General features: G+C 40.5%; 10 protein-coding genes. 4 read left to right on the top strand and 6 right to left on the bottom strand.

Annotation, left to right across the window (positions count from 1 at the left end):
- Positions 1-57: 57 nt before the first annotated feature.
- Positions 58-918 (bottom strand): N-acetylglucosamine kinase, encoded by an 861-nt coding sequence (locus tag E3D81_RS07525; protein WP_099366943.1) that lies wholly within the window; start codon positions 916-918, stop codon positions 58-60.
- Between the two features lie 245 nt (positions 919-1,163).
- Complete coding sequence (locus E3D81_RS07520) at positions 1,164-2,879, bottom strand: MFS transporter (protein WP_134776999.1); 1,716 nt, start codon at positions 2,877-2,879, stop codon at positions 1,164-1,166.
- A 326-nt stretch (positions 2,880-3,205) separates the two neighbouring features.
- On the opposite strand from E3D81_RS07520, the gene rho reads away from it, so the two are divergent.
- Both rho and pssA read left to right on the top strand, forming a co-directional pair.
- Complete coding sequence (rho, locus tag E3D81_RS07515; protein ID WP_134776998.1) at positions 3,206-4,705, top strand: transcription termination factor Rho; 1,500 nt, start codon at positions 3,206-3,208, stop codon at positions 4,703-4,705.
- 61 nt (positions 4,706-4,766) lie between these two features.
- Entirely contained in the window at positions 4,767-5,459 is a 693-nt protein-coding gene (gene pssA, locus E3D81_RS07510; protein WP_134776997.1) for a CDP-diacylglycerol--serine O-phosphatidyltransferase, read from the top strand.
- Here the strand turns inward: pssA and E3D81_RS07505 are convergent.
- The gene (locus E3D81_RS07505) at positions 5,438-5,794 is read right to left on the bottom strand and encodes an Hpt domain-containing protein (RefSeq protein WP_134776996.1); all 357 of its coding nucleotides are present in this window, start codon (positions 5,792-5,794) and stop codon (positions 5,438-5,440) included. The genes pssA and E3D81_RS07505 overlap by 22 nt on opposite strands.
- Entirely contained in the window at positions 5,781-6,275 is a 495-nt protein-coding gene (folK, locus tag E3D81_RS07500) for a 2-amino-4-hydroxy-6-hydroxymethyldihydropteridine diphosphokinase (RefSeq protein ID WP_134776995.1), read from the bottom strand. The genes E3D81_RS07505 and folK overlap by 14 nt, the downstream gene beginning before the upstream one ends.
- Positions 6,276-6,350: 75 nt before the next feature.
- Between folK and sppA the strand changes: the two genes are divergently transcribed.
- Complete coding sequence (sppA, locus tag E3D81_RS07495) at positions 6,351-8,120, top strand: signal peptide peptidase SppA (protein ID WP_134776994.1); 1,770 nt, start codon at positions 6,351-6,353, stop codon at positions 8,118-8,120.
- A gap of 86 nt (positions 8,121-8,206) precedes the next feature.
- Positions 8,207-9,397, top strand: a complete 1,191-nt coding sequence (locus E3D81_RS07490; protein ID WP_134776993.1) for a phosphoglycerate kinase — start codon at positions 8,207-8,209, stop codon at positions 9,395-9,397.
- Positions 9,398-9,720: 323 nt separating this feature from the next.
- Here the strand turns inward: E3D81_RS07490 and E3D81_RS07485 are convergent, their stop codons facing one another.
- Both E3D81_RS07485 and E3D81_RS07480 read right to left on the bottom strand, forming a co-directional pair.
- Positions 9,721-10,668 carry an IS110 family transposase gene (locus E3D81_RS07485; protein WP_134776992.1) on the bottom strand — a complete coding sequence of 316 codons (948 nt, stop codon included), beginning with the start codon at positions 10,666-10,668 and terminating at the stop codon, positions 9,721-9,723.
- Positions 10,669-10,973: 305 nt separating this feature from the next.
- Positions 10,974-13,811: a TolB family protein gene (locus E3D81_RS07480; protein WP_134776991.1), complete on the bottom strand. Its 2,838-nt coding sequence runs from the start codon at positions 13,809-13,811 to the stop codon at positions 10,974-10,976.
- Positions 13,812-14,827: the final 1,016 nt, after the last annotated feature.

Here is a 14,827-nt window from a genome sequence, read left to right as displayed (position 1 = left end):
CCTCGCAATGACGTTTTCCTCGCAATGACGTATATAAAGACTAAACTATGCTGCTTATTAAGCGATGCTTTTAGATCTATTGATATGGAATTGTACCAAATCATCAATAGGCGAGCGTAGGATCTTACCCACTTTCATCCCATATTGATCTGCTTTTTCTTCCAGAACATTTCTGAAATTATACCCAACCGAACCAATACAATTAAATGTATACGATTGGTAATCTGGATATTTACTCACCAAATTGTTAAAGAAAGCTTCAAACGCATCATCAACAATCTTACGTGTATATTGAATATTTACATTATTATCATAAACAAATTTACTGAAGCTTGCGCAGAAACGGTTTGCTAAAGGTTTCGTATAAACATTGTCCATAATCTCATCTGGAGTCAGTTTATAAGTTTCATAGAACACATCAGAAACATCCTTAGGCATAAGACCACGGATAAAATCTGTCAATAGTTTTTTTCCGATGTAGCTACCACTACCTTCATCTCCTAAAATATAAGCTGCAGAATCAATGTTATGGGTGATATCTTTACCGTCGTAAATACAAGTATTGGTACCGGTTCCTAAGATGGCCGCAAATCCGGCCTCTGTACCCAACAGCGCACGAGCAGCTGCCAATAAATCATGTCCTACTTCAACCTTTGCATTTGGAAACACCGCTTGAATGGCTTCTTCCACAATCTTCGCTTTCTCCTCGTTATGTACCCCCGCACCATAATAATTGACCTCGGTGATCTTATCGTATGGAATATCCTGTGGTAAACCTTTCTTTAGGGATGCAACAATGTAATCGCTATCTACAAAATATGGGTTGTAACCTTCGGTGTTGAAATAGATCTTTTTATTAGTATCATCTAACAAACACCAGTTTGTTTTTGTAGACCCTCCATCTGCAATTATTATCATTATTTAATAGTTTTAAAATTAAGTAACTTGTTTTTACGTTTTACAATGGTAATTTTTACTGTATTGTTCCCAAAATACGGGATTTATTACTAAAAATAAGAATTTTTATTGGATATAATCAAAAATTTTGAAGCCCTTTGACTGCTGATTTTAAGCAATAAGCTCATAATTTTTTGATTATGAGCTTATTAACAAAGTGTAAAATTAATATTTACTTAGTGTATATTTTACAATTAGATGGGCGATTAATGCCCAGCTTCTGCTTCAATCTCATCCATATTTATCCCTTGCTTGGTCAAGAAGTTTTTAACCAAGATCGCAAACAGGATAATATAGGCAAATCCAATAACCGGAATAATATAAGAGTTGTGGATACCAATGATATCGGAAAGTTTTCCTTGGATAGGAGGAATGATACCTCCACCTAAAATCATCATCACCAAGAATGCGGATCCCTGTTCGGTATATTTTCCCAATCCCTGAATGGACAGACTGAAAATCGATCCCCACATAATGGAACAAGCCAATCCACCTGCAAGGAATGAATAGATGGCAATCGTACCTGAAGTCATCAATCCAACCACCATCGCCACAAGACCGAATGTTCCAAAAATAATCAAGGTACGTACCGGTTTTTCCTTACTGATCAGGAAGGCAACGATCTGAATAGCGACACAAACGATATAATAATATAATACCGACATATCAAACCCTGCTAAGGCATTTACACCAATAATGACGCTAAATGCGATAAGAGGGACAATAATGGTCAGCATTTGTTTTTTGGATTTTGTCAGGTTGAATGCAGAAATCGCACCAGCCCAACGGCCGATCATCATTCCGCCCCAATACATCGATACATAAGGCGTGATCTGTGAAGATTGCAGACTTCCGAATTCTTCCAAAGTCAATAATTCCCCTAGATTACTTCCGATAGCCACTTCGATACCTACGTAGACAAACAATGCCAACATCCCCAATACCAATTGTGGGTATTTCATGGCACCCCATCCGGCCGGGTTTTTCTTAGCACTACCATAGGCGAACAATAAGCCCACAACCACGACCAATAGGGCTCCTAATAACCAGAACATGCGTTTCAGTTCCAAGGAATGTGATAGCATTTCCAATTCAAAAGCTGGGCCTGCATCCCGGCTGGTTTTCACCACTTCCTTTAGGTTCTCGATCTGCAGCGCTTCTGCTGAATTATAACTGGTGAATACAGGAATGAACGCACATAACAACAGAATGGTCATGATAACCAGCGTTGTTCTCGCCTTATTGGCGGCTTCCATCGGTTCCAGGTTATATCCTGCAGGTACTTTCTTGGAGAAATGGAATAGGCCAGCAGCTAATATGAACAATAGTCCTACTCCCACGTATAGATATACCACTTTATTCAAGGGTAAGCTGGCGATCTGGCTGTCTGAAACCGTCTCAAAGGTGCCAAATAATGCAAAACCTATGATCAAGGGACCGATTGTAGTACCGAGAGAATTGATACCACCACCAAGGTTCACCCGGGAAGCTCCCGTTTTAGGATCACCCAACAGAACGGCAAATGGGTTTGCAGCCGTTTGCTGAAGGGAAAAACCTAAGGCTACAATAAACAAACCGATCAACATTCCCACATATACATTGACCTCCACAGCCACGATCATGGCCGCTGCGCCCAAAGCCGAGAACAGCAACCCATAAACGATACTCCGTTTATAGCCCCATTTTCCGACAAGGTCCTTTCCGGAGATCGTACCGAAGATAAATAGGAGCAAGGCACCTATATAATAAGCCGTATAAAAGGCAAAGTCGATCAATTGGGATTGAAACTGATCGAGGTGGAAATAATTTTTACAAAAGGGGATGAAAACACTATTTCCGGCGGCTATAAAGCCCCAAAAAAAGAACACCACAATGAGGGTGTATAGTGCTGGGTAATTGGTGTTTGTTTGTTGGTTATTCATATCAAATAGCGTTGATTTATGATTATCTACCTACAAATAAAGAATTAATTTTTGATTTTTCTCAAAAATTTAACGGATGCTAAAACATTTTACTAAATGAATTTGTATTAGAAATTGGTAAAAGTGGGAAAAAAAACCTATTTTTCTTTTGAATTTACATTTTATCTTTTTTACTTTGTGGCGGTTCTAAAAATTGTCTTTCATCAGGGTAAAAGGAAAATCACTTAAAGGATCGTCAGTTACCTGACTTCAAGTCTTAGAATAGCGAAGTCCTGAAAGATAAATTTCAATAAAAATAAAAATCCTATAAATCATAGAATAAATTAATGGATATTAATGAATTGAATACGAAACTCGTGTCTGAATTGCGCGAGATCGCTAAAGTTCTTGGTATTGCCGATGCTGAAAAGCTTAGGAAGCAAGAATTGATTGATCGTATTAGTGTAATAGCCCAAGAGGCACAAAAAGGAACAGCTGAAGAAGCACCTGTTCATGAAGATGCGGATGTGGACGCAAGTGGTGAAAGACCTAGAAAGCGAATGCGCACGGTAAAGACGGCTGAACCAGTAGCCGTAGGTCGTAAGAAATCACCTGAAGAAGATCAACCGAAGATCGAATTCCCAACTACACCTTCCGAAAAAGAACCAGCTGAACCTCAGAAGCCATCAGTTCCGGAACAAACACAAAAACCAGCAGCAAACCCTACAGACTTCGACAATGTCATTGTTAATGAAGGTGTATTGGAAATCATGGCTGATGGATATGGTTTCCTAAGATCTTCTGATTATAACTACCTGACTTCACCAGACGATATCTATGTTTCCCAGTCGCAGATCAAATTATTCGGATTGAAAACTGGAGATAATGTACGTGGGTGTATCCGTCCGCCGAAAGAAGGCGAGAAATATTTCCCATTGGTACGTGTAGAAGCAATCAATGGTCAAGATCCGGCCGAAGTTCGCGATCGTGTACCGTTTGATTACTTAACACCACTTTTCCCGGATGAAAAATTGAATTTGGATTTAGGTCCAGGCAATTATTCTACCCGTATCATGGATCTTTTCACACCGATCGGTAAAGGTCAGCGTGGATTGATCGTAGCACAACCGAAAACAGGTAAAACCAACTTGTTGAAGGAAGTGGCAAATGCCATTGCTAAGAACCACCCAGAAGTTTATTTGATTATCCTTTTGATCGATGAGCGTCCGGAAGAGGTAACCGATATGGCGCGCAGCGTACGTGCGGAAGTGGTTTCATCAACTTTTGATGAACCGGCAGATCGCCATGTAAAGATTGCTAACATCGTATTGGAAAAAGCTAAACGTATGGTCGAGTGTGGACATGATGTGGTTATCCTATTGGATTCCATCACCCGCCTTGCCCGCGCATACAATACTGTGGCTCCTGCATCAGGAAAAATCCTATCAGGTGGTGTGGATGCTAACGCGCTCCACAAACCAAAACGTTTCTTCGGTGCTGCCCGTAACATTGAGAACGGTGGTTCATTGACGATCTTAGCTACCGCATTGACAGAAACTGGTTCTAAAATGGATGAGGTTATCTTTGAAGAATTTAAAGGTACAGGTAACATGGAACTTCAATTGGATCGTAAATTATCCAATAAACGTATCTTCCCAGCGATCGATCTTACAGCATCTAGTACAAGACGTGATGACTTATTGGTTGACCGTGAGGAACTACAACGTCTATGGGTATTGAGAAACCACTTAGCGGATATGAATTCTCAGGAAGCTATGGAGTTTTTATTGACCCAAATGCGTGGTACCAAATCGAATTCCGAATTTTTAATTAGTATGAATGGTTAAAAAACCATGAGAAATTGATATTTTTAAGCCATCTTTGTTACAAAGATGGCTTTTTTTATTTATGAAGAAATATATCCCCAATACCATAACGTCCCTCAATTTATTCTCCGGATGCATTGCTGTGCTGTTCGTTCTGAAAGGAGAATTTAATTATGCTTTTTATTGCGTATTGGCATCTGGGATATTTGATTTTTTCGATGGTATGGTGGCTCGCGCACTCCATGTAAAATCGCTGATAGGAAAGGAACTGGACTCTTTGGCAGATGTGATCAGTTTCGGGTTTGTACCGGGGGTGATTATGTATATGATGTTGAAAAACGCTACAGATCAAGAATACCTGCCCTATATTGGCTTTATTATTACAGTTTTCTCAGCTTTACGCCTGGCGAAATTTAATATTGATACCCGCCAAACGACCGATTTCATAGGCGTGAACACCCCAATGAACACCTTTGTGATCATCTCCCTTCCCTTTATTGCCCAACAATACCAAATACTGAACAACGCTTACCTATTGATAGGCATAGCGATCGTATCCAGCCTACTTTTGGTATCTGAAATTAAATTGTTCTCGATGAAACTGAATAGCTTGAAATGGTCTGTGAACAAATACAAATACCTATTTCTGATCGTTAGTGTGCTATTATTGGTTTGGTTAAGTTTTCTGGCCTTACCGTTAGTGTTGTTGATCTATATCCTCTTTTCCTTTATCCATTTTTCGTCGGAGAAAAATCAGGAAAGGGTAGAGGCATAATCTTCGAGCTCCTCCATGGCTTCCTTGAAGTCTCTTTCCATAATCGTGAAATGGCTTTTCAAGGCAGTGTAAGCCGCGCCTGATGTCACCAAGTTTTCCAATTCCTGGAACTGGTATCTTAGACTGCTTGCGCCAATGTATTCCATGGTCGGTTTGATATGATGGGCTTTGGATTTGATTCCCGCGAAATCCTTGTTTTCCACCAGCTTTTGAAGAGCCTTAAAATCCTCCTTACCCTGTCCCAAAAACATGGAAATCATTTGTTTTATCACTTCTGTATTATTCATCATATTGCTTTGAATAATATCAGCGTCGATAATATTATAGGTGTTCATGAATGTGTTTTTTAACTGTTAATGTGTCTTTAGACTCCAATAATAAGGTTTTGTTTATTTTCTTTAAAACCGGATGAAGATATTGTGGAGAAATTTCGACCAAAGGCACCAGGGTAAAATTGCGTTCTTGGATATAGGGATGTGGTAATTTCAGTCTTTCCGTATTAATTATTTCCTCGTTGAAATAGAGTAAATCGATGTCAATTACACGTGAGCCCCATTTTTTTAAGCGAACCCGACCTAGGTCACGCTCAATGTCCAAGGCGATGTCCAAACATTCCATGGCCGAATACGCAGTGGATACGGCTAATACCTGATTTAAAAATACAGGCTGATCAGTTACTCCCCAGGCCTCCGATTCATAAATGCTGGATTGAAGTTCAATGCTACCGATACGTTCCTCAATTTCCAGCCTTGCAGCAGCCAGTTGCTGCCAAGGATCACCTATGTTTGCACCCAACAAAATGTATACTCGATTCATGCGTTTAATATAGGAATAGTTATTAGGAAAGTTGGAATAATAACTTATTTTTACTGACGCTAAAGCATAACATGTATGAGATCATTTTTTAAGTATGTATTAGCCACGATCACCGGTATTATTATTAGTTCCATTATTTTATTTTTTATCGTTATTGGAATAATTGGCGCCATGGTGAGTTCTGTTGGCACAAAATCAGAAACTATTACCCCGAGCAATGCCGTGCTCATGATCAATCTGGATCATACCATAACCGAAAAAACGGAGCCCAATCCTTTCGAGGGGCTGGATGTTCCTGGTTATTCCGGTACGCGCAGCATTGGCTTGAATGATATCCTTTCCAGGATCAAAGCCGCTAAAGAAGATGCAAATATCAAAGGGATTTATTTGAATGTTGCAGGCGTTAATGCGGGGTTTCCTACTGCTAAAGCCATTCGAGAAGCCATTGTAGATTTTAAAGAATCAGGAAAATTTGTACTCGCGTTCAGTGATGTAATGAGCCAAAAAGGATATTACATGAACAGTGTAGCCGATGAAATCTACCTAAATCCGCAAGGAAGTTTGGATTTTCGCGGGCTAGCGACTTCGGTGATGTTCTTTAAGGAAGCCATGGAAAAGCTGGGTGTAGATATGCAGATCCTGAAGGTGGGAACTTATAAAAGTGCGGTGGAACCTTTTATGATGAACAGTATGAGCGAAGCGAATAAAGAACAGGTGAATTCCTACTTAGGAAGTATCTATAATACCTTTTTACAGGACATCTCCAACAGCAAAAAGATCACCGTGGATAGCTTGAAGCATATTGCTGACGGATATCTGATCCGTGAACCGGAGGATGCCAAGAAATATGGTTTTGTTAATGGTCTGTTATATAAAGATGAGGTCTTGGCAAAATTGCGTGGAAAATTAGGGATCGATGCGAAAAAGGATGTTCCTTATGTCTCGATCTTGGATTATAATAATAAAGCTGATGCAGGCGAAGCAGGTGCTAGCCGTGTGGCGGTATTGTATGCTTATGGCGAGATTGTAGATGGCGAAGGGATGGAAGGTCAGATTGGGGGAGATAAAATATCTCGAGAACTTCGGGATCTCCGCACGGATGATCGGGTTAAAGCGATCGTTTTGCGGGTAAATTCACCAGGTGGTTCGGCATTGGCATCAGAAAATATCTGGCGCGAAGTGGATCTGACCAAAAAGGTAAAACCTGTGATTGTTTCCATGGGTGATTATGCCGCATCGGGAGGGTATTATATTTCAGCAGCAGCAGATTCTATTTTTGCTGATCCGACGACTTTGACTGGCTCTATTGGGGTGTTCGGAATGATCCCGAATATGCAGAAGCTGTTCAATGATAAATTAGGGATCCATTTTGATGCGGTGAAGACAGCTAAATTCGCAGATATGGATGTCGATATGGATAGACCACTAACGGAAGAGGAAAAAAGTATCATTCAAGGTGGGGTGAACAAGATCTATCAGGTTTTTATGAAACGTGTGGCTGATGGTCGTAAAATAGATGTTGCCTATGTGGATAGTATCGGGCAGGGACGTGTATGGACTGGGGAACAGGCAGTTAAGTTAAAGCTGGTGGACCGCGTAGCTGGGTTGGATGAGGCTATTGAAGCCGCTGCAAAAAAGGCGAAACTGGATAATTACCGTGTTTCCGAATACCCTCGAGCGAAAGAACCATTTGCCAATCTATTATCCACCTCCAAAGAAAAAATCAAGATGTGGATGCTGGAGGATGAGATGGGTGATTATGTGAAATACCTCACGGAAATTAAAAAAATTACGAAGCGGTCTGGAATACAGGCACGAATACCTTATTTGGTAGAAATATATTAAACTAAAAAGGCGTTGACTATCGTTTTGGGTTCAACGCCTTTTTTATATCTTTAGACACGAAAATCAACCGGAAATAAAAAAATATCATGAAAACAGTAGACGATTTGAATTTTAAGGACAAGAAAGCATTGGTGAGAGTAGACTTCAATGTGCCTCTTGATGACGACTTTAATATTACAGATGATAACAGGATTCAAGGGGCATTGCCGACCATCAAGAAAATCTTAAAGGATGGTGGTTCTGTGATCTTGATGTCCCATTTAGGTAGACCAAAAGAAGGTCCTACCGATAAATATTCCTTGAAACATATTGTTAAGCACCTATCGGAAGTGTTGGGTGTAGAAGTTCAGTTTGCTGATGATTGCATTGGGGAGCAGGCAAAGGAAAAAGCTGCAGCATTAAAACCTGGAGAAGTGCTTTTGTTGGAAAACCTTCGTTTTCATAAGGAAGAGGAAAAAGGAGATAAGGATTTTGCTAAGAAATTAGCTGAACTTGGGGATGTGTATGTGAATGATGCTTTTGGAACTGCGCACCGTGCGCATGCTTCAACAGCTATTATTGCGGAGTATTTTCCAGGAAATAAATTTGTTGGATACCTGATGTCCAATGAAATCAATAATGCGGAGAAGGTAATGAACAAGCCTGAGCGTCCGTTTACAGCGATCATGGGTGGTGCGAAGGTTTCCGATAAATTGGAACTGATCGAAGCCTTGTTGGATAAAGTGGATAATTTGATCATTGGTGGTGGTATGGCTTATACCTTTATCAAGGCTCGTGGTGGTGAGATCGGTAAATCCATTGTAGAATTGGATAAGTTGGATCTGGCGAATGAATTGGTGAAGAAAGCGGATGAAAAAGGGGTGAATTTGGTGTTGCCAACAGATGCGCAGATTGCAGATCGTTTTGCGAATGATGCGAAGGTGTATGATGGTCCGATCGATGAGATTCCAGCTGATTTACAAGGATTGGATATTGGTAAGGAGTCTTCAGAACATTTCTTTGATGTGATTATGGCATCGAATACCTTGTTGTGGAATGGTCCAATGGGTGTTTTTGAGATGGAGACATTTGAGAAGGGAACACGTGCTGTGGCGAATGCGGTTGTAGCAGCTACAGAGCGTGGTGCTTTTTCTTTGATCGGTGGTGGTGATTCTGCTGCAGCGATATCGAAATTTGGGATGACGGAGCATGTGAGCTATGTAAGTACCGGTGGTGGTGCTTTATTGGAATATATGGAAGGGAAGACCTTGCCAGGTGTGAAGGCGATAATGGATTAGAAAGGTTTTTGGGAGGGGCTCTCTGGCATTGCGAGCTCCGCGTCATTGCGAGGAATTCCGGGTCATTGCGAGGAACTCCGCGTCATTGCGAGGAACTCCGCGTCATTGCGAGGAACGAAGCAATCTTCCCACATGCCATGCTGAGCGTAGTCGAAGCATCTGTTCGTATGTAACCGTACAGATCCTTCGACTGCGCTCAGGATGACAATAGTCCAAAGTCAAATTCCAAAGCAAAGTCCAAAGATTGCTTCGTCGTACCTCCTCGCAATGAACTGTGTATATATCCAAATAATAAATTAAATTTTCTCCAAATAATATTCTGATTAGGCCGCTTTTGCGATGTAGCCCTTTCCAGATTTTGCGATGGCGAATGCCTGTTTGATCAGTTTGTTCACCACTGCTATGATTGCGACCTTGTAGGGTTTTCCCTTTTCCATCAACCTCCCATAAAGCCCGCTGCAGGCGGTGTTGCTCCTGATGGCGGATATTGCCGCCATGTACAGCACCTTTCTGACCTGGCCCATCCCCATCTTGCAGATATGTCCCTTTCCCCTTACACTGCTGCCGGACTCGAATATCCTGGGCGCCAGTCCGAAATAGGATATCAGCTGCCTGTACCCCTCGAACCGACTGAAACCGTCCGTCAGGATGATAAGCAGTGCTGCGCTGCGCGGGCCGATGCCCGGGATGCTCCGCAGGTTTTCATTGAGTTCCCCGTAATTCTCCATGATGATCTGCTGGACCTGCCTTTCATGTTCATTGATGTCCTGATCATAACGTTTGATCCCTTCCTCTATGGTCTTCCTGAGCGTGGGTTCCAGTGTTCCCGCATGTTCATATGCATGGAGCCTGTTCGTTAGCATGGTCCTGCATTCCTTCTGTCCCTTGATATAGCCTTCCAGGTTCCTGATCCTCAGCACATGTTCCTCCGGCAGCCTCCATTGGGCAGGTTCCGTCATGCTGGTGAACTTGGCGATGAGCTGGGCATCCTTCCTGTCGGTCTTGGTCCTGGCCAGGGTCATCTGGGAAAAACGCCTGATGACAAGGGGGTTGATGACCGAGACCCGTTCATCCCTCTCCCAGAGGAACTTTGCCAGCCGGAAGTAATAGGGACCGGTGGCCTCCATCGCTATATGGCTGCCGTGCATGTGGCCCAGGGCCTCCACAAAACCCGCTTCGTCGTTACTGAAACGACCCTTAAAAACCTCTTTCTGTCCCGATTGGACAGAAATGTCAAAATAATCCTTTGAACAATCAATACCTGTTACCATCTTTGTATACCATTTTTGTGGATTACAGCAGCTCTTATCATAACTTATCAATCGTAAAAACAGGCTCCTGGCCTAATGAACTGTCCAAGTTTATGATAGGAATAAGAGAGGGGGATTAACATTGCGAAGGGTCTCTCAAGGACCAATGACGATTAAAAATCTTACTCCCTCTCTCGCTGTATCCTAAATGAAATACAAAATTATATTCTGTTTCTTTAATTCCTATAACTTCCCTACAAACTTACGATGACGCATCCTCTTCGCATTGACGTAGAGTTCGCAATGACGCGTGGCTCCCAAAATTCTTAATAACTATAACTAAAGCTAAAGCTCGGCACTACCTTTCCTCTGGCGCTTGGATGATTTATATAACTCAATTTCCCACCCAGCCCAAAATCCGGCAATTTATACCTCATCAAATTGAAATCCATAGAGAGTCCAACCCCATATGATGCCGGTGAAAACCCACTATCCTCCAAATTCTGATAATCCGTAAACAGATACCCATGGAATCTTTTGATATACCCCAAAGGGCCAATCGACCAATCCGGATAAGCAATCGGAAAACGATAATTCAACAACAAGGTATTATCCACCTTCTCGGATTTGAAATGAGCCCAGCCACCCACCATAGGGAGTTCATTCGAATTGGCAAACTGCCCATACCCATTCTGATAAGATAACCTGGCCTGAAAACCGTGGTTCCTAAAGAAACCAGGAAAGTAAAAATTACTCTTTAACACCCAGATATTACCCGTCATGCCGGATGTAAAAGGCACATGCCGATAAATTATATTGATATTCTGTCCCCATTTTGGGATCAGATCCATTTGGCTGCGGCGCCAATTGCGGTTCAAATAAACCTGATAATTTAATGGAAATGCAATTTCATACCTGAAATTCCTTAAATTATCCATGCTCAGATCATACCTTTTCTGATAGGAAGTTCCAAAATTCAACCCATAACTGTAAATCACATTGCCCCTGTATTTGACCATAGGGATCTGCATATCCAACATATACACATGTTCCCTATAATCAAAATTGATGGTTTGCGTGCCGTTATTTCCTACTTTCGCCTGACCTATCAGCCCTCTGTTTTCATAACTCACCGTAAATTTTGGATAATATTTCTGATAAGTAACCTCTGCTGAATAGCTGCTTTTTTCTCTTTCCAGATCATATTCATAACCCAATTTGACCTGGGAAGTATTCAGCAGATCATTGGCGATCCAGAATATACCAGGCCTATAATTATCAAAACTTTCAAAATTATTAGCGCTTATACTAAGGCTATGGAAGTTGAAAAGATGGCTTAAAGGATTGTATTTTTTGATCTGGTAGTCTTGATTTTGAGGTTGATTTTCCAAACTATAAATAGCATTAAGCTGCCGATCCATGATCGCCGGATTGTTTTCATCAATCTTCACCGGATGGAATTTTACAGAATCCAACCTAAGTTTTCCTACCTTTTGGCCATTAAATTTATAGCTGTTATAGTAAAGCGTATTCCCATCATAGCTGCTTGGTGAATAATTTCCCAAGCTCGAAAAGGTGACTTGCGAAACTGATCCATTACCAAGATCCAACCTGAAAATATTATCTTTTTGATCTTTTTGTGCCTTGAAAATAACGCTTTCACCGGCATAGATCGGGCGCTCAAACTCTTGGTTCGACCAAGCGAATAGGGGTTCCCAAGACTTGGATTCCAAATCTATTTCGATCAGATTATTGCCTTTTTGACTCAAGACAATGGCTACTATCTTGTTGTTTTTTGGATGAAGAGCAGGCTGTAATAACTGGAAATCCGCAGGCATTTGCACAACCTCTTGAACATCCAATGTCTCTAAATTGATTTTAACTAGGCTAGAAACGTTTGTTTGATCTACATGGACCACATACACATTTTCAGAATTTGAATCGATTACAGGGCTGTAAAAACGGCTGTTTTTGCTGAGGTCCTTCGTTTTTTTCGTCTTTATATCATAAATCCGGATAATATTATAGGTCTGTTTACCAAATCGGGCATCCCTTCTGATTTCGTCCCATACTATATGGTTATCGTTTAAGTGAAAATATGGACGGAGCTGATAACCGAGCTTAAACAGTTTTTTACTGCTATTCTGTTCGATTTTTGCCAGATGGGATACCTGATCTGGCGATTCCACCAAGGTGAAAATTTCTCCTGAACCATTGGTTTGAGGGAGGTAATAATGGCTGAAATATCGGTCGTTTTTTGGAGAAATAATATCCTCTTGTTCGGGTTTGATATGCATTTCCCAAGTGCCCTTATACGCCTTCATACTTTGCTTGTATAGCGCTTGACTGTTCATGTCTGTCTCTTTCTTCAAGGCAACATTAAAGTTGAAGGGGCGCAGTAGATTTTTCCTCATGTTGTCCATGATCTTCTCCTTCACCGGATATCCAAAATTGTTGCTGAGGTAGCTATTCATCAGATAACCGGTGAGGTAGTAAGAGGGGGTAATATCTTTGAAAGACCCAAGGATATTTTTATCGAATGAATAGTTTTTGCCGGCTACCATATTGGCTTTTAGGGGAACCATCCAGGCGCTGGATCTTCCTCGGCCACCATTGGAGAATTGGGTTTCGATAGAGACAGCATCCCCCTCAAAGTACCATGCCGGAAGATGAAGTCCGTACAAGGCTAAAGCCAATTGTTCGAAAAACGGACCTTTGATTTTACCTGTCAATTTGTCAAACTGTGCTACATGTCTAAGTTCGTGCTGGACGAGGTTTGGTAACCATTTGGTGTTGTCGCTAGCCGGCCCAGGTGTGGAGAATAGTTCCACTTTACGTGGAGCCAATTGAGCGAAACCATTCTGTTCGATATGGTTCTCTTGAACTATGATTGAAATTTTCCTTGGATTTATTCCTAGATCTTTACTGGCATTATCCAACATGCTGTTGATCTGAGAGGCGAGGAGAGGAGCTGCTTTTTCAAATTCTTGAGGGAATATCAATTGGAATCGGGCTTCATTTATCTGTCTCCATTTCGTCTTAGAAGAGGCTTGGTCGGAGTCAAAAAGTTGAGCTTTTACTTGTTGTGTATATATGGTTAATATAATACAAATTAAAATACTGATAAATATATATTTATATAATGATTTTTGTCTTAAAAACATGATATGCTAAAAATATTAGTACTAAATCTAAGATTTAATTTAAGTTAGTGTTTTATTAAAAAACTTTTAAATACTGAAATACAAGATTTTATATTGTTTTTGTGTTTAATCATAATTCACTAATTTTTGGTTGTTTTTTATGCTTTTTTGTGCGTTTTGGAATTGGTTGACTCCACTCATTCGGACAAATTATTGCTTGCTGTAAATGTATGTTTATTTATTAAATATTCCAAGAGATGAAGCTGGATGCTGTTCAACTCAAAATTTATGTCTATTACTTTGATAGATATTGTTCAATATCCTTTCGTTTTTTTGGATACGTTTTATAGATTGGAAATTCATTTTTCGAATTAGTGTTTTCGGAGCTCCTATGTTTGGGAATCTTCGGTTATGGGCGGGGCTTATTATTCCTATGCTAATGCTAAGGATTTAGCCTTTCTAATAAGACTATTCATTTATAAAAACATATGCCATAATGGCATATGTTTGTGCTGGCTTTAAAATTTCAACGTTTATCTTATTGCTTGTTTTCCGAGGTCAGTTCGGGATTTTCTTTCGTTTTTTTTGCCGCACTTTTGGCATTGTGATTTTTAGGATGGACTATTTATTCTGGGTGATTTTAGATTTTGTCGAGTGAACTTTTCTTAATTAGTTTTGGAATGAAAGCTTTCTTTTTTTTCTTCTTCATTTTTATCTCCTTTAGCACAAGATTTTTTTGGGAGGGTTTTGGATCGTTTTTTTTGTGGATGATAAAGGCTTGAATATTTCAAAGACTATTAGGGGGTAATTTGGTGTTCTGTAATATTAATATGATTATGCTGCAGTATTGAATAAATATAATCTATAAGTATAACATTTGATTCATGTATACTCATCCATTTGCCTTTCCAATGAACATCAAATAAAGGTGAGTTGAAAGTGGTTTTATTTGATGGTTTTTCGGGTTTCTATTTTAAGTGGGATCGGTTATTTTTGCTTCATTTATTCAAGCTATAAGTGGTGCAATTTTCCGCCTA

It is taken from the genome of Sphingobacterium sp. CZ-2 (assembly GCF_004526235.1).
Classification (GTDB): domain Bacteria; phylum Bacteroidota; class Bacteroidia; order Sphingobacteriales; family Sphingobacteriaceae; genus Sphingobacterium; species Sphingobacterium tenebrionis.
Note: the sequence above shows the minus strand (reverse complement) of the source record. Positions and strands in the feature narration are given on the sequence as shown.